This is a genomic window from Flavobacteriaceae bacterium (assembly GCA_003443635.1).
Taxonomy (GTDB): domain Bacteria; phylum Bacteroidota; class Bacteroidia; order Flavobacteriales; family Flavobacteriaceae; genus AU392.
This window is the reverse complement of sequence record CP031964.1, coordinates 2,764,756-2,787,682: the sequence shown is the minus strand read 5'-3', so window position 1 is coordinate 2,787,682 and position 22,927 is coordinate 2,764,756. Positions and strand designations below refer to the sequence as shown.

Below are 22,927 nucleotides of genomic sequence, written 5' to 3'. Positions count from 1 at the left end.
ACACATTCAATTTATATATTTATTAACCCTGATTTTTTGTTTCTAAAGCATCCCAAAATTCGTATGCACGACGTAAATGCGGAATAACAATTGTACCACCAACTAAAGTTGCGATCCCTAAAGATTCTACAACCTCTTCTTTAGAAATACCTTCTTTATAGCAAGTTTCCATATGATAACGAATACAATCATCACAACGCAATACTGTTGATGCAACTAAACCAAGAAGCTCTTTGGTTTTTACGTCTAAAGCACCTGCTTGATAGGCATTGGTATCTAAATTAAAAATTCGCTTTATTATTTTGTTATTATCACCAAGGATTTTATCATTCATTTTTTGGCGATAGTCATTAAATTCTGTTACTATGTCTGACATGATTATGTTGTTTTACGTTCTTGATTTCTAATTACAATTTTAGAAATATAAATACTTACTTGATATAATATTAAAATAGGAATGGCTACAATAATCTGACTTGCCAGATCCGGAGGTGTAATAATAGCAGAAAGTATTAATACAATAACAAGAGCATATTTTCTATATTTTTTTAAAATTTGTGGAGTTACTAATCCTATTTTAGTTAAAAAATAAATAACTATTGGTAGTTCAAAAATAATTCCTGAAGCTAATGCAGAAGATTTTACTATAGCTATAAATGAACTTAAGTCTATTTGATTATCGATCTGATTAGAAATATTATAATTTGCTAAGAAATTTATTGACAATGGTGTAATAATATAGTATCCAAAAAGAACACCAATAAAGAATAAAAACGATGAAATTATAATGAATCCTCTAGAATGCTTTCTTTCATTATCATGCAAAGCTGGACTAATAAATTTCCACAATTGATATAATATATATGGAAAAGCAATAATAAAACCTACAGTAATAGATGTCCAAATATCTGCAGAAAATTGCCCAGCCATAGTTCTATTCTGTATAATTATAGGTAATTCTTCTGCACAAAAAGTAGTTTCTTCTATTCCAATAAAATTAGCTGATTGACAAAGTAATCTGTAGGTAATAAAATCCATTCCTTTAGGGGCAAAAATGATATCATTAAATACACGCCTGCTAAATATAAAAGCAATAGTGCCTCCACTTATTACAGCTAATGTGATTCTAATTAAATGCCATCGTAAATCTTCGAGATGATCTAAAAAAGACATCTCATTAATATTCTTTTTTTTAGCCATTATATAATACCTTCTTTTATAAGATCATGTATGTGTACAATACCTTCATATGCGCCAATTTCATTTTCAACAAGTAATTGTGAGATTCCGTTTGCCTCCATAAGTTCCATAGCATCAACTGCCATAGCATCACTATTGATACGTTTAGGATTCGAGCTCATAATATCTTTAGCAGTAAGAGTCATAAAATCATCATCAGTATTACTTAACATTCGCCTCAAATCACCATCAGTTATAATACCAATAATGTTGTTGTTTTCTACAACAGCAGTAACCCCTAACATTTTATTGGAGATTTCAACAATTACATCTTTAATACTTGTGTTTGGAGCTACTGATGGTTTTTGATTTGCAGACGATAAATCGTTAACTCTTAAATATAGCTTTTTGCCTAATGCTCCGCCTGGATGATATTTAGCAAAATCTTTACTAGAAAAACCTCTTAGTTTTAATAAAGATACAGCAATAGCGTCTCCAATAACTAATTGTGCGGTTGTACTAGTTGTTGGCGCTAGATTATTAGGGCATGCTTCTTTTTCAACATAAGTGTTTAATACATAATCTGCATTTTTTCCTAAAAAGGAATCTGTATTACCTGTAATGGCAATCATTTTATTAGGACCATTTTTAATAAGAGGAACTAAAACTTTTATTTCAGGAGTATTTCCACTTTTAGAAATACAAATTACAACATCATCTTTTAAAATTAACCCGAGATCACCGTGGATAGCATCTGCAGCATGCATGAATACTGAAGGTGTACCAGTAGAATTTAAAGTAGCTACTATTTTACTGGCAATGATTGCACTTTTTCCAATTCCAGTAATGATAACACGCCCTTTAGAATTTAAAATTAATTGTATTGCTTCAGTAAAGTTATCATCTAATAATTTAGATAAATTTGCAATAGCATCGCACTCCATTTCTATGGTTTCTTTAGCAATATCTAGAATAGATTTTTTTGTATTCAAAATTTATTATTTTAGGGTTAATTAATTAAAGAAATTAGTATCTTTATAGGTCTCTCAGACAGATTGCGCTAATGTTATTAAAAAATTAATACAAAAAAACGAAAAAAAATTAGGAGAACTTTCTAAATAGATTAGAATTTACTCCTAATAAGAGAAATTTAAACTTATAATGTACTAATTGGGAGAGTTAATGAATATGGAAAAAGATAAATTACAACAAGCTCTAAAAAAATATTTTGGCTTTAGTAATTTTAAGGGATTACAAGAAGAGGTTATAGAAAATATAGTCTCTGGAAATAATACGTTTGTAATAATGCCAACTGGTGGAGGAAAATCTCTTTGTTATCAGTTACCAGCTTTAATGAAAGAAGGTACGGCAATAGTAGTATCTCCTTTAATTGCTTTAATGAAAAATCAAGTGGATGCTATTCGAGGAGTCTCAAATGAAGATGGTGTTGCACATGTATTAAATTCTTCTTTAAATAAAACAGAAGTAAAACAGGTGAAATCTGATATTTCTAATGGAATCACTAAATTACTTTATGTAGCTCCAGAATCACTGACGAAAGAAGAAAATGTTGAATTTTTAAGAGGTGAAACCATTTCATTCTTGGCTATAGACGAAGCTCATTGTATAAGTGAATGGGGACATGACTTTAGGCCAGAATACAGAAATTTAAGACATATAATTAAGCGGATAGGTGATAATATTCCTATTATAGGACTTACAGCTACCGCTACACCTAAAGTACAAGAAGATATACTTAAAAACTTAGGAATTTCAGATGCTAAGACCTTTAAAGCATCGTTTAATCGTCCTAATTTATTTTATGAGATACGTCCAAAAACAAAAAATGTAGATGCAGATATTATTCGTTTTATAAAACAAAATGAAGGAAAATCGGGTATTGTATATTGTTTAAGCCGTAAGCGTGTTGAAGAATTAGCACAAGTATTACAGGTTAATGGACTTAAAGCTGTACCATACCATGCAGGGTTAGATGCAAAAACAAGAGCACGACATCAAGACATGTTTTTAATGGAAGATGTAGATGTAGTGGTGGCCACAATAGCGTTTGGTATGGGTATAGATAAGCCCGATGTTCGTTTTGTAATTCATCATGATATCCCGAAAAGTATTGAAAGTTATTATCAAGAAACTGGACGTGCTGGACGTGATGGAGGAGAAGGGCATTGTTTAGCATATTATGCTTATAAAGATATAGAGAAACTCGAAAAATTCATGTCTGGAAAACCTGTTGCAGAACAGGAAATAGGACATGCTTTATTACAGGAAATTGTAGCTTTTGCTGAAACTTCTATTTCTAGAAGAAAATTTATACTTCATTATTTTGGAGAAGAGTTTGATAATGAAACAGGAGAAGGTGGTGATTTAGATGATAATGTACGTAATCCAAAAAAACAAGTTGAAGCTAAAAATGAAGTAGTTACCTTATTAGATGTAGTGTCCAAAACAAATGAAACCTATAAAAGTAAAGACCTAGTAAATGTTATTATAGGTAAGGAAAATGCTTTAATAAAATCTCACCGTACAGATGAACAAGTGTTTTTTGGTGTTGGTAAAGCTAAAGAAGATAAATTTTGGATGGCATTAATTCGTCAGGTTTTAGTAGCTGGATTGTTGCGAAAAGATATTGAAACCTATGGAGTATTAAAAGGGACAGATACAGGTAAAGATTTTATTAATAATCCAGTATCATTTATGATGACCGAAGATCATATTTTTGATGATACTAATGATGATAGTATTATTACGAACTCTAAAGGAAGTGGAGGTGTAGCAGATGAAGCTTTAATGCGAATGCTTAAAGATTTACGTAAACAGAATGCTAAAAAATTAGGTGTTCCTCCATTTGTGATTTTTCAGGACCCCTCTTTAGAGGATATGGCACTTAAATATCCAATTTCTTTAGAAGAATTAGCAAATGTACATGGTGTGGGTGAGGGCAAAGCAAAAAAATATGGTAAAGATTTTGTTGCACTTATTGCTAAATATGTAGAAGAAAATGATATTGTTAGACCAGAAGATATGATTGTAAAATCTACTGGAAGTAATTCTGCTTTAAAATTATATATTATTCAAAATATAGATAGGAAATTACCTCTAGACGATATAGCATCTGCCAAAGGAATGGAGATGGTGGATTTTATAAAAGAAATGGAAGTAATTGTATTTTCTGGAACTAAACTTAATATCAATTATTGGATAGATGAGGTTTTAGATGAAGATCAACAAGAAGAGATTCATGATTATTTCATGGAATCTGAAACTGATGAAATAGATGCAGCAATCGAAGAATTTGATGGAGATTACGATGATGAGGAACTTCGTTTATATCGTATAAAGTTTATTAGTGAGGTAGCAAATTAATTTTACTTTTAAAGATGTAAATCCCTAAAAATTCTAAAATCTTAAATCCTAATTCGTAAATCCTAAGTATCTTTGCACATTCTTAAAAATTAAAAAGATGCAAGACGGTTTATACGCAAAATTTAATACAACTAAAGGGGCAATTCTTGTTGCTTTAGAATTTCAGAAAACACCAGGAACAGTAGGTAACTTTGTAGCTTTAGCTGAAGGAAATTTAGAAAACTCAGTAAAACCTCAAGGACAACCATATTACGATGGATTAAAATTTCATCGTGTCATTTCAGATTTCATGATTCAGGGCGGATGCCCTCAAGGAACAGGAACTGGAAATCCAGGTTATCAATTTGATGATGAGTTTCATTCAGAGTTAAAGCATGATGGACCAGGTGTATTGTCTATGGCAAATTCAGGGCCGGGAACAAATGGAAGTCAGTTTTTTATTACTCATGTAGAAACACCTTGGTTAGATAATAATCATACAGTTTTTGGAAAAGTACAAGAAGGACAAGATATCGTTAATACAATTGCACAGGGAGATGAAATTACTACTTTAGAGATCGTTAGAGTCGGTTCTGAAGCTGAAGCATTTAACGCTGTAGAATCTTTTAGAACATTTGAAGGGTCTCGTGAAAAACGTTTAGCAGAAGAGAAAGCAATTAAGGAAGCAGAATTAGAAAAAATTGCAGCTGGATTCAATAAAACAGATAGCGGATTGCGTTACCAGATTATTCAGGAAGGAAATGGAGTAAAAGCTGAAAAAGGTAAAACAGTTTCTGTACATTATAAAGGACAATTATTAGATGGTACTGTGTTCGATTCGTCATATAAACGTAATGAGCCTATCGATTTTGCTTTAGGAGTTGGGCAAGTTATACCAGGATGGGATGAAGGTGTAGGTCTGTTAAAAATAGGAGATAAAGCACGTTTTGTAATCCCTAGTGATCTAGCTTATGGAGCAAGAGGTGCAGGAGGAGTTATCCCACCTAACGCTACTTTAATTTTTGATGTAGAGTTAATGAATGTTAAATAAATCAATTGATTTATAAATAGTATAAAAGCACTTCTTTAGAGGTGCTTTTCTTTTTTACTATATTTAAAGATGACAAATACAGAATTAGAACAGTTAAAATACCCTATTGGTAAGTTAGAATTACCTTCAGAAATTACTAAAGATCATATCGCAAACTGGATCTCTATATTAGAACATTTTCCTGATCATATAGAGCATCTTGTTGAGAATTTAACAGATGAGCAATTAGATACACCATATCGACCAGAAGGGTGGACAATTAGGCAAGTTATTCATCATTTAGCAGATAGTCATCATCATAGTTATACGCGCTTTAAATGGGCGTCAACTGAAAATACCCCAGTTATAAAAGCTTATGACGAACAACTTTGGGCTGAATTAATTGATGCCAAAACAGCGCCAATAGAAATGTCACTTAACTATTTGAGAGCGTTACATTTTAAACTAGTGTATTTTCTAAAAACGATGTCAATAGACGATTTTAATAAGAGTTTTATACATCCAGAAGGAAATGTAACTGTTTCTTTAAAACAAAATGTAGCAAATTACGCTTGGCATAGTCAGCATCATTATGCGCATATTGAAAAAGCCTTACAAAAAAACGGTTGGAAATAAGATGCTTATGATTTTTTTGTAGATTAATCAAAAATTTCTTTTTTATTAATTCCTTTAATTGATTTTAAACTAAAATAATAATGTATTAAAAGCCCTAGTCCCCAAAAAATAATTGGCATAATACTAGTTAATAAAGTTTTTAAATTAATTCCCATTGCAATTAATGATGCTATAAAACCAATACAGTTAACAATAATAAATGTTGTTAAATGGTATTGAAATCCAAGGTCATATATGCTATTACGCACAGGATCTTTATACCCTAAAATTAATCCGGAAATGAATAAAGTCATTCCGTATAAAATTGCATATATCCAGATCTTATTATAAGATTGAATAGTTATATCTGAATATAAATAGTAAAAGAAAATAATGGAGAAAATTAAAGTTAATCCACTAAAATATTTTAAATTATTTGTCATTGTTTTCATAATACAGTGGGTTTGTTATTTAGCAAATCTGTTACCTCTTTATCATAAAATAAACTAATGTTTCTTTGAATAAATGTATGTAGTAACTCTTTACCAATTTTGGTTAAAAAATAATATTTCCTATTTGGTCCTTTATAGCCTTCTTTTAATTCATAATCTACAATCTCTAGATCATAATATTTTCTTAGAGAACGATAGATACTCTGATCTTCACAAGAAATAGTTCCTTTAGTTATAGATTTTATAAAATCTTGTATTTCGTTTATATATAGCGAATCATTTTTTAATGATAATAGTAGCCAAAATGTAAGCTGCCCTTTTTTATAAGTTTCTTCCCAGCTTGAAAGAAGTTTTGTTTTGTATGCTTCAGATTGATTCATTTTTTTGTATTATCTAATAGTATTATACAAATGGTATAATACAAATATATAAATATTATTCAACTCAACCAATTGATTGTCAAAAAAATAAAATTTAAATTATAACTAAGCGATAGTTTAGATGTGTGGAAAAAGCAGTATTTTAAATTTTTATGTTAACTACAAAGGATGTAAAAATGTATTAGGAATATATGAGTGCAACTCGTATTTTTTAATGAAATTATTATTCTAATTTCATTTTAATAGGAATTTGTTCTAGCATTTGGTTGATTATAGGTTTTATTTCTAAGTAATTATTTGTGTCTTCATGAATGCTTTTTAAAGTATTTAAAGTAAGATAATCAGGGTGATATATTTCTGCAATTGTTACATATTTAAATTCTAAGTTATTTTTTTTAATATAGAATTCATATACATAAATTGCTAACTTGGAAGGAGCAATATTACCCATGAGTTTATATATACTCGTAAAGTCATTTGAAGGTAAGATTTCGCCAAAATAGATACTTTTCTTTTCTATTCCCCAACCATAATCTTTAAAAGTACGCCCGATGGATCCACCTTCTATAATTTTTTTATGCTCTTTTAAAAAGATACTATCTACAGTTTCTGGATAATTTACAATAGCAAAAGTTCGTGTCGTTTTTGTATCATCATGAGAACTGTATAAATTAGATATTCTTAGTTTAGAGTCATTATTGAGAACTTTAATTGCATAGCTTCCATATTTTAATTTAATTCTTTCACTATTAAGTAATTTTGAAGATAAAATAGAATCATAAGTAACTTCCTGAGATAGCTTTGAAATATTATTTTTATGTTCACAACTAGTAAAATTATAAAAGAAACTTACTAAAAGAATAAAAATATATAGGTGTTGTTTACTCTTCATTTTTTAAAATTAGTTATGCATTTTAATATAATCTTATATTTATAATTCTTTTTTGGTTCCTAATAGATATAGTACAACGCTTGGTCCTGATTTTATTTTCCCAATATCCCAATTAAATTTTTCGCTTTCATTTAAATCTTTTACTAACTCATTCATTTCTTTCACAGAATATGTTCGTAACGACGAAACAATTCCGTCCCATAATACAAATAGGGGAACTATAGGAATTAAATAAGTAAAAACAATTCTTCCAATTTTAAATGGACGAATAAAAGGGGTCGTGAAAATTACACTTAATGGAGAAAATAACATTGCTAATATGCTTGTAATACTTCTTTCTTGTGCTTCAAAAATACCAATAGAATTATTAGAATCTATAGCATTTTGTAAAATTTGTTTTGCGTCTATAGGAGTAAAATGGTGTAAAGATAAAAACTGTGTTCGAAATCCTTTTAACTCTATAGGCACATCTCTAGCATCTACAGGATTTATAATAAATTCAAAATTATCTGCTTGTTTCTTTGTGTATTTAAATGCAGGAATATTTGGGTAATAATCTGTTAAGATTATTTTTAAATTTGGGTGGTCAATCTTTAATTCAGAGTTTAACCAAATTAATCCGCCACCACCGCCAGATCCAAGATCAATAATTTGATTAGTATTACTTTCTTGAAGCCCTTTTTTAATGATTGGAACTATAGGTTTGTACAACTTTGTTTTGTTAGATAAAAATTGTAAAAAATCTGTACCATAGTTTCTCAAAAAAGAAGGAAACCATTTTTGATCTTCAAATTCAAATAAATGTATTCTTTTCATCTTTTCACAATTTATTTGATAGTAGTTGTGTACTAAGTTAATAAAATGCTGAAAATAATATAATTTCTAATTCTGTTTTAAGTACATAATATTGCCATTTGGTTTTTCATTTTTATTTGAGAATAATAAAAATTCTACTGAACTTTTATCAGGTTTAATTATTCCTATTTCTAAAAACCCGACTTTAGATAAAAGTTTGCGAGATTTATTGTTTTTGCGAGTTGTGATAGCTAAAATTGTAGTCAAATTTAATTGAGAATTCCCATATTCTATTGTCGCTTTGGCTGCTTCATATGCAAACCCTTTACCTTCGTATTCAGATAACATTGCGAATCCAATATCAACATCCTCTAAGTAATCTCGTTTAACAAATCCACAAATGCCAATTGGCGTTCCATTATCTTTTAGACAAACCTTATATAAACCATAACCATTTTTATGATATGAACTAATCAAGCTATCCTGAATATATTTGGTAGCGCCTTTTACGGTTTTAACTCCTCTATCTCCTATAAATTCAATCCAATTCGGACTGTTTAATAATTTTAAAAAGAATTCAGAATCTGTTAACTCTGCTTTCTTTATTATTAATCTTTTGGTAGTTAAAGTTTGCATCGATCTTATAGCTGTTAGTAACTGGTTTTATTTCAACTTTATATTGTCTGATTTATTTTTTAGCTCTATTAGAGTTGATTGTGCAGCAGCGCATAATTTTTCAATCCCATTTTTAACAATATAAACTTCTGATCTACATATTGTTAATGTTTTACCATTTTTTAAAACATTTGCCTTTCCAATCAACATGTCTCCTTTCCCTGGAGCTATTAAATTAAGTTTAAATTCTACAGTTAAAATAGATGAGTTTTCATCCATTAAAGAAAAACTTGCATATCCAGCGGCATTGTCTGCAATTGTACTAATAATACCTGCATGAAAAAAACCGTGCTGTTGGGTTAAATTTATATCATAAGGAATTTGAATTTCACAATAACCAGGTTTTACATCTATTAATTTAGCATTTATCAATTGCATGAATTTTTGGCGATCAAAACTATCTTTAACCTTATTTTTATAATTTATATTTTTTGGTGCAAATGTCATCTTTTATTGTATTGTTTCTACATTCATTAGAATGAAACTATAATATATAAAAAATCCTATTATCTATAGATAATAGGATTTTTAAAAATTGTAAAAAAATATTGTTTATTCTCCTAAAAATGGATATCTGTAATCTACAGGAGTCACAAAAGTTTCTTTTATCATTCGTGGAGATACCCAACGTAATAAGTTTTGAGCACTACCAGCTTTATCATTAGTTCCAGAAGCTCTGGCACCACCAAACGGTTGTTGTCCAACAACTGCACCAGTTGGCTTGTCATTTATATAAAAGTTTCCAGCACAGTTTTGTAATGCTTTTGTGGCTTGTTCTACAGCATAACGATCTGTCGAAAGTATAGCGCCAGTTAAGGCATACTCACTCGTTTGATCTACTAATTCCAATGTTTCAGCATAAGCATCATCTTCATATACATAAATTGTAATAACTGGACCAAATAACTCATCACACATTGTTGTGTATTTTGGATCATCAGCTACAATAACTGTAGGTTCTATAAAGTAACCTTTGCTTTTGTCATAACCACCACCAACAATAATTTCTGCACCTTCATCTGCCTTCGCCTGATCTAAATATTTAGCTAATTTATCAAAAGATCCTTCATGGATCACTGCAGTAATAAAATTGCTTAGATCTCCAGGAGACCCCATTTTAAAAGAATTAACATCTTCTATAATATAATTTTTAACCTCATTCCACATACTTTTTGGAATATAAGCTCTGGAGGCTGCACTACATTTTTGCCCCTGAAACTCAAAAGCACCTCTTACAATAGCTGTAGCTACTTGTTTTGCATTAGCAGATTTATGTGCAACAATAAAATCTTTACCACCCGTTTCTCCAACAATTCTAGGATATGTTTTATAATTATGAATGTTATTTCCTATTTGTTTCCATAATTCTTTAAAAATAAAAGTAGAGCCTGTAAAGTGTAATCCTGAAAAATCTGGACTTGCTAATACAGTCTCTGTAATCATTACTGGATCACCAAAAACTACATTAATAACACCATCCGGTACACCTGCTTCTTTAAAGACATCCATAATAACTTTTGCAGAAAATACTTGGCTATCACTAGGTTTCCAAACCACCACATTACCCATTAAAGCCATACATGATGGCAAGTTTCCTGCGATAGCTGTAAAGTTAAAAGGAGTGACAGCATATGTAAAACCTTCAAGAGGTCTGTACTCTAAGCGATTCCAAGCATCACTAGTACTTGCTGGTTGATCATTGTAGATTTCAGTCATGAACTGTACGTTAAAACGTAAGAAATCTATAAACTCACAAGCAGCATCTATTTCGGCTTGATGTACTGTTTTAGATTGTGCAATCATGGTTGCTGCATTTATTTTTGCACGATAAGGTCCAGCAATCAATTCTGCAGCTTTTAAAAAGATACCAGCACGTTGCTCCCAAGGTAATTGAGACCAAGTTTTTCTTGCTTCTAATGCTGTAGCAATAGCATCCTCAACATGAGATTTTTCAGCAAGATGATATTGTCCAACATTATGTTTGTGATCATGAGGTGGAGACATTGTTCTTGTATTACCAGTTTTAACGCCTTTACCATTTATATATAAAGGTACATCAACAGTATTATTAAACATCTCGTTATATGCTTCTAATACAGCAGCACGTTCTGGAGACCCAGGAGCATAACCCTTAACAGGTTCATTTACTGCAATTGGTACATTAAAAAAGCCTTTTCCCATAATTATTTTTTGTTTGTGATTTGTAAAAAAATGAATCGCAAAGTTACAATTTTTTTGATGACATTTTAATTTATAGTATTGCTAAAACAGCGTTAAAATCTTAGTTATTTTTTGTAAGTTGCCGCCCGTATTTTAGACTAGTAAATTGTATGTGTACAGTAACAATTATTCCTAAAGGTGGAGATGATTTTGTGTTAACCTCTAATAGAGATGAAGCACCAGATAGAATCCCACTTACGCCCGATTTTTATAGTATAAATAACGTGAAAATGTTATTTCCTAAAGATGAAAAAGGAGGAGGAACTTGGATTGGATTAAGTGAAAAAAATAGATTAATTTGTTTGCTTAATGGTGGTTTTATATGTCATGTTAAAGAATCTACATACAGAGTTAGTAGAGGTGTTGTAGTAAAAGACTTGCTAGCTACAGATGATATTGTACTAGCAATTGAAGAATATGATCTTGATAATGTAGAGCCATTTACATTGGTTATTGCAGATTGGAATAATAAACTTCGTTTTTTTGAACTTGTTTGGGATGGCGCTCAAAAATATTTTAATAAGTTACCTATAGAACCAAAAATATGGTCATCTTCAACATTATATTCAAATGAAATGAAACAAGATCGTTTGTCTTGGTTTAATGCTTATAAAGAAAATAATGATTTAAATGCAGAATCTATATTGGAGTTTCATAAAACTGCTGGTCTCGAAAATAAAGAATATGGTGTTATTATGGATAGAGGTGACGTTAAGACTACTAGTGTTACCCAAGTTGAAAAAACAGATGGTATTGTAAAAATGGATTACCTTAGTCTTAAAAATAATACAACAACATCTAAATCGTTTAAAACGTTAGTAACTGTAAATGAATAATTCTGGAATTATTTTATCGTTGGCTTACCCGGAAACGATCGTAAAGCTCGCAACAGAGTGGTATTCACCATTATTAAGATTTATAGGTTTAGGTAAAAAAGGGTATATTAGAGCTGGTCATGCAGCTTTATTACTTATCAATAAGAAGACTGGAGCTTATGATTATCATGATTTTGGACGTTATATTACAACATGGCCTAATGGTCGTGTACGTTCTAAAGATACCGATTATGAATTAGATTTTTCTCTAAAAATAAAAATGGTTAATGGAGAAATAAGAAATCTAAAAGAAGTACTTCATTTTTTAGCAACTAATCCTAAATTAACACATGGAGAAGGAAAATTAGTAGCATCAGTTTGTGATGAAATTGATTATAGCAAGGCTAAAGCGTTTATTTCAGAATTAAAAGAAGCTTATTTTATTCGCTATGGTGCTTTCCTCAAAAGCGCAACAAATTGCTCACGATTTGTAACAGATACAATTATTGCTTCTACAACTAATAAAAAGATCAAAAAAAGATTAACGATCACAAATAGATTTACTCCTAGTACTGTAGCTAATCCAATTTTAGCAGATACTAAAGGAATGGTTTATGAAGTATCCCCAGAAGGAAGTTTTTCAGAATTTAAATCAACTATTAAAGGAGAAAACTTAAAATATTTTAGAGACCCTTTAAAAGAGCATTCTCCAAATTATAAAGGTAATTTAGAACCAAAACCAGTCGAAGGACTTTGTAAAAATGCACAATGGTTAGGAGGTATAGGTGCTGGCGCTTGGTTTGAATTACACAGAACAGATATTAAAAACGAATACCGTTACCGACGTATTTCTGCTATAGGTGTAGATGTTGATGCTATTTTTAAAGTAGAAGATGAAACTTTTGATTATGATAGTGAATATCAATTTGACCATTATTCAAATTGTAACATATGTCATATAAGACAAAATGGGAATTTGTATAAATTTAGTTTTGTGAAAAGGTTTAGTTTAGCGCCACTGGAGCGTTCAATTTAAAACTAGGAATCATAACTCTAAACTGTTCCCCAGAAGAAAGACTAATCATTTTATAATATCCATCCATAGCTCCAAAAGGAGATGATAACAAACATCCAGAAGTATACGTGTGGGATTCTCGAGGCTCTAATATGGGTTTCTGACCAATAACACCTTCGCCATCAACTATTTCAATATTGTTTAAAGCATCATAAATTTCCCAATGCCTAGAATCTAGTTGTACAGAATAACTACTCTGATTTTCAATTGTTACTTTATAACCAAAAGAGTATAGCACTTTATAATTTTTATAAAATGTGCCTTCAAAACTTGTCTCTACAGAAATTTTGATCCCTCTTGTAACTTGCTCTACCATTGGTCTAATATAATAAAATATTAGTATGAAATCATTATATATTTAGCTTTGACGAAAAAAATGAAACTTTATTTCATTTAATTAGTGATATTAACAGAATTAGCTTCTCCAAAACCAATAATACGATCGTAACGCTCTCCTAATGCTCTATAATAAACCAAAACCTTATAATTGTTTTCTGTTTCGTCAAAGTTACCACTTATAGCACCTTCATCTAGATCTCCATTTTTATCTACTACAACATATTTGTAATTGTAAAACCCTTGTTTAAAAAGTAATGCTGCTTCATACTTTTTTGTACGATTGTTATAAATCATTTTATTAGAATCGTCCAATCCATAATTATTAAAATTACCATAAACATAAATTTCCTTTCCATCTGGTAATTCAGATTGTAATAAAGAAAAATGAATAACTGCATAATCGGCTTCTAGAGCGAGATTATCTGTATTTAAAGCAGTAATTAAAAAATTACCATTTATATCAGGATTAAAAGTGTAAGGACGATTTGCTCTAACCTGATCGTCATATAAGTAATTATGATATAAATCTTTTAAATCTATATATTGGATAGCAGAAGTAGCACCTCTAATATCTTTGTTCTCAAAGAAAAGATATTCGTTACCTCCCCAAAAACTAGATGCATTATTCTGTTGATAAATGAGGTCATTACCAATAGTGTATTTAGGTTTTAAAGTATTAACTACATTTCTTAAATTGTTATTTTGGATCACTACAGTTTTAACCGTCTGCATTGGATTAACCAATGCTTTAATAGGAGAATTGACTCTAAAATCTACAACTTGTTTTTGATTGATAGAACTAACATCCCTGGAACGTCTTATAGTTATAGCTACAGATGTTTTTTCCTCAAACACCATAAATTTTCTACTAAACATAAGTTCATCATCACTATTAAAAATCTTAATAAGATAATTTCCTGTAACTCTTAAGCGTGTTTGAGGGTTAGGTATTTGCAATTGATAATGTGAAAAAATTTGATAAGTGTTAAAGGAATTTTCATAATCTCTAATACGCAAATTATCAAAGCCATCTATATATTCCTGTTTCATTAAAATTGAAGGTGTCCAATCAAAATTAAAATGTTCAATTACATAATAATAATCATCTTCATCTCCATTTAAAGCATCAAACTCTAGGTTTAAACGTTCTCCTAATTTTAGAATAGGAAGTTGACTTTCATTAGTGTTACTTTTAAAAGTAATTGTTTTGATAAAATCAGGTGGATTTACCTCATTTATTTGCCCATAAATAAAAGGTGAACATATTAAAAAAAATAAGATAATTTTAAGGTTAAATGCCATTTAATACTTTAGTTTTGATTGTAAATATAAACAAATTTTATACCTAAAAATTATGTGCTAAGGCATCGTTTAAATTTATGAGTTTTTATTATGAAAGCTGTATTATAAATTTGTAAATTTGCACCGATTTTTGGACAATTAATCTCAATAATAAAAATATGTCAAACGACATTCGTATTAAAAAAGGTCTAGACATTAAACTTAAAGGTGTAGCGAAAAAGACTACTGAAAATGCTATCTTAAGCAACTTTTATACTTTAAGACCTGAAGATTTCCACAGCATTATTCCTAAAATGATTGTTAAAGTTGGATCAAAAGTAAAAGCAGGAGAACCTGTGTTTTTTGATAAATCTAACGAAAACATAAAATTTGTTTCTCCAGTTTCTGGAGAAGTGATGGAAATTACACGTGGAGAAAAACGTAAAATTTTAGCTGTTAAAATTCAAGCAGATAAAGAACAAGTATACCAAGATGCGGGTATCTTTAATTTAAATGATGGAAAAGTAGATGATTTAAAGCAACATTTGCAAACATCAGGCTGTTGGGCTTTTATAAAACAACGCCCTTATGACGTTATTGCTAATCCAGAAGCAACCCCAAAAGCAATATTTATTTCAGGATATGCGAGTGCGCCTTTAGCAGCAGATTACGATCATACACTACAAGGTAAAAAAGCAGAATTACAAGCTGCTGTTACTGCTCTAGGAAAATTAACAGATGGTAAAGTACATGTTTCTGTTGGTAAAGACGGAAATTCTCCACTATCTGAATTATCAGGCATTACATTACATAAAGTTTCTGGACCTCATCCTTCTGGAAATGTAGGAACACAGATTAATAAAATCGACCCAGTAAATAAAGGAGAAGTAGTGTGGACTATAAACCCACAAGACCTTGTCATTATTGGAGAATTGTTACTTACAGGAAAGTTTAATGCTGAACGTATTATCGCATTAGTTGGATCGTCTGTAAAAGAACCAAGATATTTTAGAACTAAAATAGGTGCTGAGGTAGCTACGATGATTTACGATAAGGGAGTTGAAAAAGATGGGAATGATCGTATTATTTCTGGAAATGTACTTAGCGGAAAGCAAATACAACCAGATGGAAGTTTAGATTATTATAGTAATGTTATTACTGTAATTCCTGAAGGAGATGATTATGAGTTTTTTGGATGGAATAAACCTGTGTTTAATAAAATATCAATATCTAGAGCATTAACGTTTTCTTGGTTATCACCTAAAAAATCTTACGACTTAAATACAAATACTAATGGAGAACATCGTGCTTTTGTAACTACAGGTACTTATGAAGAGGTATTTCCGTTAGATATTTTTCCAATGCAAATCTTAAAGGCATGTATGTATAAAGATTTGGATGAAATGGAAGCTTTAGGAATGTACGAAGTAGGACCAGAAGATTTTGCTTTAACAGAATTTGTATGTGTATCTAAACAACCACATCAAAAAATTATAAGAGAAGGATTAGACTTAATGCTTAAAGAGATAGGATAATGGGTTTAAAAAGTAATTTACATAACTTAAAAGAAAAGTATAAGGGAACTAAAATGGCCCCTGCGTTTAATGCGATTCATACTTTTTTATATATGCCAAATGAGACAACCCATAATGGAACTCATATAAAAGCAGCGGATGATTTAAAAAGAACAATGAACATTGTAATTATGGCGATGATTCCTTGTTTGATTTTTGGAATGTTTAATGCAGGATACCAACATTACCTTGCTTTAGGAGAAATTCAAAATGCTAGTGGGTTTTTTGGAGCATCATTCTGGACAATAGATAACCTTGTTGTTGGTTTATGGAAAATCTTACCGTTAGTAATCGTATCTTATGGAGTTGGTCTAGCTGTAGAGTTTGTATTCGCAATGATTAAAGGTCATGAAGTAGAAGAGGGATACTTAGTTACAGGAATGTTAGTACCACTTATTGTACCAATAGATATTCCATTATGGATGCTTTCTGTAGCAGTTATTTTTGGAGTTGTCATTGGTAAAGAGGTATTTGGAGGTACAGGAATGAATATCTTAAATCCTGCACTAACTATACGTGCCTTTTTATTCTTTGCATATCCAACTTGGATGTCGGGAGATAAAGTATGGGTAGAAGGCGCAGTTGAGCGAACGAACGAAATTGCAGCTGGAGCAAATTTAGATGCAATTTCTGGAGAAACAATATTAGGAAGCTTAGCACAGAATAAAGGAGCATTAGGGCATGATTGGTTAGATATGTTCTATGGAATTATACCTGGCTCAGTAGGAGAAACGTCAACACTACTTATTTTATTAGGAGGGCTGTTTTTAATCTTTTCAAAAATAGGGAGCTGGAGAATTATGTTATCTTCTGTATTAGGGGCCTTAGCAATGGGATTAATTTTTAATGCAGTGGCTGATGCAGGAATAATTTCAGAAACAAGCAAGTTTTACGGATTGATGAATACACCATTTTGGCATCATTTATTAATTGGAGGGTTTGCTTTTGGTACAGTGTTTATGGCTACCGATCCAGTAACAGCATCACAAACCAATAAAGGAAAATGGATTTACGGGTTTTTAATAGGATTTATCTCTATCATGATTCGTGTATTTAATCCAGCATACCCAGAAGGAGTAATGTTGGCTATTTTGTTAATGAATGTGTTTGCTCCAACCATTGACCATTACGTAGTACAAGGTAATGTAAAGAGAAGAATGAAACGTTTAAAATCTAAAGTTGCATAACGATGGAAAAGAGAACAGATAAAAATACATATACACTATTTTTTGCCATAGGAATGGTAATAGTTGTAGGCTCATTATTAGCTTTTACAGCATCATCATTAAATGATAGGATTTCAGAAAATAGACGCCTAGAAAAGCAACAGAACATTTTGTATGCTATGGGTGTAAATGAGAATGATGAGAGTAGTGCAACATTTATTTCTGCCGATAAAGTAGCAGGAGAATTTGATAAATATATTACTAAGCAATTGGTAATACAAAATGGTAAAACTACTGAAGATAACGAAGCTTATTTAATTGATGTTAAAAAAGAAAAGTCTTTGGCAAAAGAAGATGGATATAGCAGGCGTTTACCATTATTTATTGGAGAAAAAGATGGAAAAACATTTTATATAGCACCAATTAGAGGTAAAGGACTTTGGGATGCTATTTGGGGGTTTGTAGCAATGAATGAAGAGATGGTTGTGCAAGGCGCTTATTTTGACCATAAAGGAGAAACCCCAGGATTAGGAGCTAATATTAAACAACGCTTTTTTATGGACGATTTTATTGGAGAGCATTTATTGTCTAATGGAACCTTTAAAGGTATTACAGTAGCTAAAGGTAATGCAGACCCTGTAAATAAAGATAAAACAGATAATGAAGTAGATGCTATTGCAGGAGCAACTATTACGGGTGACGGTGTAACAGCAATGATTAAAGGCGATTTAAAACTTTATGTGCCTTATTTTCAACAATTAAAAAATAATTAATATGGGTTTACTTTCAAAAAAAGACAGCAAATTAATATTAGATCCATTAGCAGATAATAATCCAATTACAATTCAAGTATTAGGAATTTGTTCGGCTTTGGCAATTACAGCAGAACTTGAAGCCTCTATAGTGATGGCTATTTCAGTATTGTTTGTATTAGGAGTAGGTAATGTAGTGATCTCATTAATACGGAATATTATTCCTTCTAAAATTAGAATTATTGTACAACTAACAGTTGTTGCAGCTTTGGTAATTATTGTAGATTTAGTATTAAAAGCTTTTGCTTATGAGCTAAGTAAAACCTTATCGGTATTCGTAGGTTTAATTATTACCAACTGTATCATTATGGGACGTTTTGAAGCTTTTGCTTTAGGTAATGGAGCATGGCGTTCATTTTTAGATGGTATAGGTAATGCGTTAGGTTATGGCATTATATTAGTTATTGTAGGATTCTTTAGAGAATTATTAGGTTCTGGAACTTTATTAGGATTTAAAATATTAGGAGACCCTATCAATAAAACAGGATTATATGCCATAGGGTATGAGGATAATGGTTTTATGCTACTATCACCAATGGCATTAATTGTTGTAGGAATCATTATTTGGGTACAACGTAATAAAAATAAAGCATTAATAGAAGATTAAAAAGACAGGTGTTTGGTATAGGTATTAGATCTTAGATCTTTTGCCAAGAATCCAAAACCCAAAACCTTGAAATATGGAACATTTAGAATTATTTTTTAAATCAATATTTATAGACAATATGGTATTTGCAACATTCTTAGGGATGTGTTCATATCTTGCTGTATCTAAAAAAGTATCTACAGCTGTTGGTTTAGGAGCTGCTGTAATATTTGTACTAGCGATTACTGTACCATTAAACTGGTTATTAGATCAATATTTACTACAACCAGGAGCATTAACTTGGTTAGGTCCTGAGTATGCAGATTATGATTTAAGTTTCTTATCTTTTATTATGTTTATTGCTACCATTGCAACCATGGTGCAATTAGTAGAAATTGTAGTAGAGAAATTTTCACCTTCATTATATAATTCACTTGGGATTTTCTTACCCTTAATTGCAGTAAACTGTGCAATATTAGGAGGGTCGTTATTTATGCAATCACGTGAAATTCCAACCTTAGGATTAGCAACAACTTATGGTATAGGATCTGGAATTGGATGGTTTTTAGCGATACTTGCTATTGCTGCAATTCGTGAAAAAATTAGATACTCTAATGTCCCAGCACCTTTAAGAGGTTTAGGAATTACGTTTATCATTACTGGATTAATGGCAATAGGGTTTATGAGTTTTGGAGGAATGTTAACAGGAGGAGATGAAGCACCAGTTAAAGAAGAAAAAGCAGCAACAATAATAGATGTTGAAGAAGAAGAGAAAGACGACAAAAAAGACTTAGCTAATAATATAAAAGTAGCCGAATAACATGATTTTAGCCGCAGGTACACTAGGAACAATAGTAGCAACGGTAGCAGCATTTTTACTGGTATCCCTAATATTAATAGGATTACTATTATTTGTAAAACAAAAATTATCGCCTTCTGGGCCAGTAAAAATAACTATTAACGGAGAACGTGAAATAGAAGTTGCATCTGGAGGAACACTATTATCTACTTTAGGAGGGAATAAAATATTTTTACCATCTGCATGTGGTGGTGGTGGTACATGTATTCAATGTGAATGTCATGTATTATCTGGAGGAGGAGAAGCACTTCCAACAGAGACTCCTCATTTTAGCCGTAAAGAATTGGCACATGGAGCACGTTTATCATGTCAAGTAAAAGTGAAACAGGATATGGAAATTACCATTCCTGAAGAAGTATTTGGTATTAAAAAATGGGAAGCTACAGTAGTTCGTAATTATAACGTAGCATCATTTATAAAAGAGTTTGTAGTCGAAATCCCTGAAGATATGGGGTATAAAGCAGGTGGATATATTCAAATTGAAATTCCTGAATGTGAAGTAAAGTTTTCAGATATGGACATTACAGCACATCCTGAAGAACATGAAACTCCTGATAAATTTCAAGCAGAATGGGATAAGTTTAAACTTTGGCCATTGGTAATGAAAAATACAGAAACTGTTGAACGTGCTTACTCTATGGCATCATTCCCGGCAGAAGGACGCGAAATTATGCTAAATGTACGTATAGCAACACCTCCATTTGATCGTGCTAAAAACGGATGGATGGATGTAAATCCAGGTATTGCATCATCATATATATTTAACCAAAAACCAGGAGATAAAGTAATTATCTCAGGACCTTATGGAGAGTTCTTTATTAATGAATCAGAATCTGAAATGCTTTATGTTGGTGGTGGAGCAGGTATGGCACCAATGCGTTCCCACTTATATCACTTATTCAAAACTTTAAAAACTGGACGTAAAGTAACGTATTGGTATGGAGGTCGCTCTAAACGTGAATTATTTTATTTAGAGCACTTTAACGAATTAGAAAGAGAGTTTCCTAATTTTAAATTTTACTTAGCATTATCTGAACCAATGGAAGAAGATAATTGGAAAGTAAAAGAGAATATTGATGCGCCGGGAGATGGATTTGTTGGGTTTATACATAATTGTGTAATTGATAATTATTTAAATCATCATGAGTCTCCAGAAGATATTGAATTATACTTCTGTGGACCTCCACTAATGAATCAAGCGGTACAGAAAATGGGAGAAGATTTTGGTATTCCAGATGAGCATATCCGATTTGATGATTTTGGTGGATAAACGCTAAGTGTCATATAACAAGAGTTATTATTTTGCACTTGATGCAGAATCTAAATAAAGATAAAGCCCAATACGAATGATGTGTTGGGTTTTTTATTTTAAAAAATAGTACTATTTTATTATTACTAAGAGTGAAGCGATACAGTAATCTGTTTATTATTTATTCAATTTCAAAAAGATTGCCATACTGCACTCTCACAATAACAAATTAAAATTTAACTTCTGAAGCGGGTTGTAAAATATCTTCAAAATTCTTGATCCATTTTCCATCAGTTAAACGTTGTCCAAATTCATTAAATTCTCCTTTTTTGGTTTGTTGAAACGTAAGCCGATAGTTTCCATTGATTTCACAAATCAATTTTTCATCGTTTAGTTTGCATTTAAAAGGTCGTGCACCACTTCTTCTATACGCATTGTAATAGTAAAAGCCATCTTCTTTGTTGTAATAGATTAAAGTATGCAAAGCTAAAATAGTTTTGTTATTGCGTATAGAGCGATGTCGCAAAACAATCAATTCTCCATCCAAATCATACTGCACTGTACTCATGACATTATAAGGTGTATTTTTTTCTTTTGGATAACTAGTTCCGGAACCTTTCCAATCTCCAATCATAAATGAAAGTTTTTTCATGGCCTTTTGTTCTGCACTTTGTGCAAAAGAAATGGATGAACTTAAAAATAAACAGGTAATGAAAGTTGTAATGATAAAATGTTTTTTTTGCATAGCTTTATATTATTGCTCTAATTCTTTTTCAATTAAAGTAATAAGATTATTTACCTTCTCTTTGGCTTGTATAAATTCTTTAAATTGAGTGTCAGCATTAAAATCAATTCCAATTACTCCGTTCATAAATACTTTATCGTTGAGTAAAGAAATCATATCTTTTTTAAATTCATCGGCATAAAAAGACATTTCATTTTGAGACAAGAAACGTTTTATAATCTTACTTTGTTTATTATTTTGTGGTAATATATTAGTAGTGTTTAAGATAGCCATAATAGGTTCAAGGATGCGAGCTCGATATTCTGCTTCTATAACATCTTGACGATTTAAAATTGCTTTGTATAACTTATCTAGGCTTAGTAATTTAATTTTTATAGAGTCATTGCTAATGATATTTAAGTTTCCACTACTTACCATTTCACTAAAAGTAACTTGGTTGATATTAATGTCTTCCCAAGTTCCTAGATTAGAAAAATGAGGCATGATCTTCATAATCGTATCTTGATTCTTACTAAATCGCATGTTTAAGAAAGCATGTGAAGCTTCTAATTGTTTCTGTTTACGATCCAATGTTTCTTTCCAAAGTATTTCATTCTCTTTGAGGTCAATTACAAGCTGTTTCAAATATCCATTTTCTACAGTTCTAATTTTTCTACTTTCATTTAAATTATTAATCTGTATGGCTATTAAAATACCAATCACAACCAAAATAATCTCACCAATGGCATAAAAAAGGTATCTTGAAAATTTATTTTGAGATAGTAGATTTTGCCGAATCTTTCGGAAGAGTTGAATCATTGACTTGTTAATTACAAGCAGACGATG

The 22,927-nt window shown here is 30.8% G+C and carries 25 protein-coding genes; 11 read left to right on the top strand and 14 right to left on the bottom strand.

The genetic code is table 11. The features are described from left to right. Positions 1-22: 22 nt before the first annotated feature. The 3 genes from D1817_12825 to D1817_12815 are packed head-to-tail and all read right to left on the bottom strand — an operon-like array spanning position 23 to position 2,171. Complete coding sequence (locus D1817_12825; GenBank protein ID AXT20731.1) at positions 23-376, bottom strand: carboxymuconolactone decarboxylase family protein; 354 nt, start codon at positions 374-376, stop codon at positions 23-25. Between the two features lie 2 nt (positions 377-378). Next, the gene (tatC, locus tag D1817_12820; GenBank protein ID AXT20730.1) at positions 379-1,200 is read right to left on the bottom strand and encodes a twin-arginine translocase subunit TatC; all 822 of its coding nucleotides are present in this window, start codon (positions 1,198-1,200) and stop codon (positions 379-381) included. Further along, positions 1,200-2,171 carry a KpsF/GutQ family sugar-phosphate isomerase gene (locus D1817_12815; protein AXT20729.1) on the bottom strand — a complete coding sequence of 324 codons (972 nt, stop codon included), beginning with the start codon at positions 2,169-2,171 and terminating at the stop codon, positions 1,200-1,202. The genes tatC and D1817_12815 overlap by 1 nt, the downstream gene beginning before the upstream one ends. A gap of 190 nt (positions 2,172-2,361) precedes the next feature. Between D1817_12815 and recQ the strand changes: the two genes are divergently transcribed. The 3 genes from recQ (at position 2,362) to D1817_12800 (ending at position 6,208) form a co-directional block, all read left to right on the top strand. Next, positions 2,362-4,563, top strand: coding sequence for a DNA helicase RecQ (gene recQ / locus D1817_12810; GenBank protein ID AXT20728.1), 2,202 nt, complete (start codon positions 2,362-2,364; stop codon positions 4,561-4,563). A gap of 97 nt (positions 4,564-4,660) precedes the next feature. Continuing rightward, on the top strand, positions 4,661-5,593 hold the full coding sequence (locus D1817_12805; protein ID AXT20727.1) for a peptidylprolyl isomerase: 933 nt from the start codon (positions 4,661-4,663) through the stop codon (positions 5,591-5,593). A 69-nt stretch (positions 5,594-5,662) separates the two neighbouring features. Next, on the top strand, positions 5,663-6,208 hold the full coding sequence (locus tag D1817_12800; GenBank protein AXT20726.1) for a putative metal-dependent hydrolase: 546 nt from the start codon (positions 5,663-5,665) through the stop codon (positions 6,206-6,208). Between the two features lie 23 nt (positions 6,209-6,231). Here D1817_12800 and D1817_12795 read toward each other — a convergent pair whose 3' ends face one another. The 7 genes from D1817_12795 to pruA all read right to left on the bottom strand — a co-directional run bounded on the left by D1817_12795 (position 6,232) and on the right by pruA (position 11,562). Continuing rightward, the gene (locus tag D1817_12795; protein AXT20725.1) at positions 6,232-6,639 is read right to left on the bottom strand and encodes a hypothetical protein; all 408 of its coding nucleotides are present in this window, start codon (positions 6,637-6,639) and stop codon (positions 6,232-6,234) included. Then, positions 6,636-7,019 carry a PadR family transcriptional regulator gene (locus D1817_12790; protein AXT20724.1) on the bottom strand — a complete coding sequence of 128 codons (384 nt, stop codon included), beginning with the start codon at positions 7,017-7,019 and terminating at the stop codon, positions 6,636-6,638. The genes D1817_12795 and D1817_12790 overlap by 4 nt, the downstream gene beginning before the upstream one ends. A 223-nt stretch (positions 7,020-7,242) precedes the next feature. Further along, positions 7,243-7,911: a hypothetical protein gene (locus D1817_12785; protein ID AXT20723.1), complete on the bottom strand. Its 669-nt coding sequence runs from the start codon at positions 7,909-7,911 to the stop codon at positions 7,243-7,245. A gap of 39 nt (positions 7,912-7,950) precedes the next feature. Further along, on the bottom strand, positions 7,951-8,727 hold the full coding sequence (locus tag D1817_12780; protein ID AXT20722.1) for a hypothetical protein: 777 nt from the start codon (positions 8,725-8,727) through the stop codon (positions 7,951-7,953). A gap of 66 nt (positions 8,728-8,793) precedes the next feature. After that, positions 8,794-9,342: an N-acetyltransferase gene (locus D1817_12775; protein ID AXT20721.1), complete on the bottom strand. Its 549-nt coding sequence runs from the start codon at positions 9,340-9,342 to the stop codon at positions 8,794-8,796. Positions 9,343-9,369: 27 nt separating this feature from the next. Next, positions 9,370-9,828, bottom strand: coding sequence for a PaaI family thioesterase (locus D1817_12770; GenBank protein AXT20720.1), 459 nt, complete (start codon positions 9,826-9,828; stop codon positions 9,370-9,372). Between the two features lie 105 nt (positions 9,829-9,933). After that, positions 9,934-11,562, bottom strand: a complete 1,629-nt coding sequence (gene pruA, locus D1817_12765) for an L-glutamate gamma-semialdehyde dehydrogenase (GenBank protein AXT20719.1) — start codon at positions 11,560-11,562, stop codon at positions 9,934-9,936. Between the two features lie 149 nt (positions 11,563-11,711). Between pruA and D1817_12760 the strand changes: the two genes are divergently transcribed. Both D1817_12760 and D1817_12755 read left to right on the top strand, forming a co-directional pair. Then, positions 11,712-12,437, top strand: coding sequence for a hypothetical protein (locus D1817_12760; GenBank protein AXT20718.1), 726 nt, complete (start codon positions 11,712-11,714; stop codon positions 12,435-12,437). Next, positions 12,430-13,452 (top strand): hypothetical protein, encoded by a 1,023-nt coding sequence (locus tag D1817_12755; GenBank protein ID AXT20717.1) that lies wholly within the window; start codon positions 12,430-12,432, stop codon positions 13,450-13,452. The genes D1817_12760 and D1817_12755 overlap by 8 nt, the downstream gene beginning before the upstream one ends. Here the strand turns inward: D1817_12755 and apaG are convergent. Together apaG and D1817_12745 are read right to left on the bottom strand one after the other, a co-directional pair. Beyond that, positions 13,421-13,807: a Co2+/Mg2+ efflux protein ApaG gene (gene apaG, locus D1817_12750; GenBank protein ID AXT20716.1), complete on the bottom strand. Its 387-nt coding sequence runs from the start codon at positions 13,805-13,807 to the stop codon at positions 13,421-13,423. The two genes, D1817_12755 and apaG, sit on opposite strands and share 32 nt — an antisense overlap. A gap of 77 nt (positions 13,808-13,884) precedes the next feature. Next, entirely contained in the window at positions 13,885-15,132 is a 1,248-nt protein-coding gene (locus tag D1817_12745; protein ID AXT20715.1) for a DUF5103 domain-containing protein, read from the bottom strand. A gap of 158 nt (positions 15,133-15,290) precedes the next feature. Here D1817_12745 and D1817_12740 point away from each other — a divergent pair, with 158 nt between their 5' ends. From D1817_12740 to D1817_12715, 6 genes are all read left to right on the top strand, one after another. Beyond that, a complete protein-coding gene (locus D1817_12740) occupies positions 15,291-16,646 on the top strand; it encodes a Na(+)-translocating NADH-quinone reductase subunit A (protein AXT20714.1) in 1,356 nt (451 codons plus the stop codon). Next, positions 16,646-17,872, top strand: coding sequence for an NADH:ubiquinone reductase (Na(+)-transporting) subunit B (locus D1817_12735; protein ID AXT20713.1), 1,227 nt, complete (start codon positions 16,646-16,648; stop codon positions 17,870-17,872). Before D1817_12740 ends, D1817_12735 begins: the two co-directional genes overlap by 1 nt. A gap of 2 nt (positions 17,873-17,874) precedes the next feature. Next, a complete protein-coding gene (locus D1817_12730) occupies positions 17,875-18,624 on the top strand; it encodes a Na(+)-translocating NADH-quinone reductase subunit C (GenBank protein AXT20712.1) in 750 nt (249 codons plus the stop codon). 1 nt (position 18,625) lies between these two features. Then, the gene (locus D1817_12725; protein ID AXT20711.1) at positions 18,626-19,270 is read left to right on the top strand and encodes an NADH:ubiquinone reductase (Na(+)-transporting) subunit D; all 645 of its coding nucleotides are present in this window, start codon (positions 18,626-18,628) and stop codon (positions 19,268-19,270) included. A gap of 73 nt (positions 19,271-19,343) precedes the next feature. Then, on the top strand, positions 19,344-20,069 hold the full coding sequence (nqrE, locus tag D1817_12720; protein ID AXT20710.1) for an NADH:ubiquinone reductase (Na(+)-transporting) subunit E: 726 nt from the start codon (positions 19,344-19,346) through the stop codon (positions 20,067-20,069). Between the two features lies 1 nt (position 20,070). Beyond that, entirely contained in the window at positions 20,071-21,378 is a 1,308-nt protein-coding gene (locus D1817_12715) for an NADH:ubiquinone reductase (Na(+)-transporting) subunit F (GenBank protein ID AXT20709.1), read from the top strand. Between the two features lie 208 nt (positions 21,379-21,586). Here the strand turns inward: D1817_12715 and D1817_12710 are convergent, their stop codons facing one another. Both D1817_12710 and D1817_12705 read right to left on the bottom strand, forming a co-directional pair. Continuing rightward, complete coding sequence (locus D1817_12710) at positions 21,587-22,102, bottom strand: hypothetical protein (GenBank protein ID AXT20708.1); 516 nt, start codon at positions 22,100-22,102, stop codon at positions 21,587-21,589. A gap of 9 nt (positions 22,103-22,111) precedes the next feature. Continuing rightward, complete coding sequence (locus D1817_12705) at positions 22,112-22,900, bottom strand: hypothetical protein (protein ID AXT20707.1); 789 nt, start codon at positions 22,898-22,900, stop codon at positions 22,112-22,114. Between the last annotated feature and the right edge of the window lie 27 nt (positions 22,901-22,927).

Bases quoted from the DNA above. Each gene is read 5' to 3' on its own strand.
- D1817_12715 (AXT20709.1), top strand. From the start codon at position 20,071: ATGATTTTAGCCGCAGGTACACTAGGAACAATAGTAGCAACGGTAGCA.
- D1817_12710 (AXT20708.1), bottom strand. From the start codon at position 22,102: ATGCAAAAAAAACATTTTATCATTACAACTTTCATTACCTGTTTATTT.
- nqrE (AXT20710.1), top strand. From the start codon at position 19,344: ATGGAACATTTAGAATTATTTTTTAAATCAATATTTATAGACAATATG.
- D1817_12800 (AXT20726.1), top strand. From the start codon at position 5,663: ATGACAAATACAGAATTAGAACAGTTAAAATACCCTATTGGTAAGTTA.
- D1817_12795 (AXT20725.1), bottom strand. From the start codon at position 6,639: ATGAAAACAATGACAAATAATTTAAAATATTTTAGTGGATTAACTTTA.
- D1817_12775 (AXT20721.1), bottom strand. From the start codon at position 9,342: ATGCAAACTTTAACTACCAAAAGATTAATAATAAAGAAAGCAGAGTTA.
- D1817_12755 (AXT20717.1), top strand. From the start codon at position 12,430: ATGAATAATTCTGGAATTATTTTATCGTTGGCTTACCCGGAAACGATC.
- D1817_12725 (AXT20711.1), top strand. From the start codon at position 18,626: ATGGGTTTACTTTCAAAAAAAGACAGCAAATTAATATTAGATCCATTA.
- D1817_12790 (AXT20724.1), bottom strand. From the start codon at position 7,019: ATGAATCAATCTGAAGCATACAAAACAAAACTTCTTTCAAGCTGGGAA.
- tatC (AXT20730.1), bottom strand. From the start codon at position 1,200: ATGGCTAAAAAAAAGAATATTAATGAGATGTCTTTTTTAGATCATCTC.
- recQ (AXT20728.1), top strand. From the start codon at position 2,362: ATGAATATGGAAAAAGATAAATTACAACAAGCTCTAAAAAAATATTTT.
- D1817_12780 (AXT20722.1), bottom strand. From the start codon at position 8,727: ATGAAAAGAATACATTTATTTGAATTTGAAGATCAAAAATGGTTTCCT.
- D1817_12730 (AXT20712.1), top strand. From the start codon at position 17,875: ATGGAAAAGAGAACAGATAAAAATACATATACACTATTTTTTGCCATA.
- D1817_12760 (AXT20718.1), top strand. From the start codon at position 11,712: ATGTGTACAGTAACAATTATTCCTAAAGGTGGAGATGATTTTGTGTTA.
- apaG (AXT20716.1), bottom strand. From the start codon at position 13,807: ATGGTAGAGCAAGTTACAAGAGGGATCAAAATTTCTGTAGAGACAAGT.
- D1817_12805 (AXT20727.1), top strand. From the start codon at position 4,661: ATGCAAGACGGTTTATACGCAAAATTTAATACAACTAAAGGGGCAATT.
- D1817_12705 (AXT20707.1), bottom strand. From the start codon at position 22,900: ATGATTCAACTCTTCCGAAAGATTCGGCAAAATCTACTATCTCAAAAT.
- D1817_12740 (AXT20714.1), top strand. From the start codon at position 15,291: ATGTCAAACGACATTCGTATTAAAAAAGGTCTAGACATTAAACTTAAA.
- pruA (AXT20719.1), bottom strand. From the start codon at position 11,562: ATGGGAAAAGGCTTTTTTAATGTACCAATTGCAGTAAATGAACCTGTT.
- D1817_12745 (AXT20715.1), bottom strand. From the start codon at position 15,132: ATGGCATTTAACCTTAAAATTATCTTATTTTTTTTAATATGTTCACCT.
- D1817_12770 (AXT20720.1), bottom strand. From the start codon at position 9,828: ATGACATTTGCACCAAAAAATATAAATTATAAAAATAAGGTTAAAGAT.
- D1817_12825 (AXT20731.1), bottom strand. From the start codon at position 376: ATGTCAGACATAGTAACAGAATTTAATGACTATCGCCAAAAAATGAAT.
- D1817_12735 (AXT20713.1), top strand. From the start codon at position 16,646: ATGGGTTTAAAAAGTAATTTACATAACTTAAAAGAAAAGTATAAGGGA.
- D1817_12785 (AXT20723.1), bottom strand. From the start codon at position 7,911: ATGAAGAGTAAACAACACCTATATATTTTTATTCTTTTAGTAAGTTTC.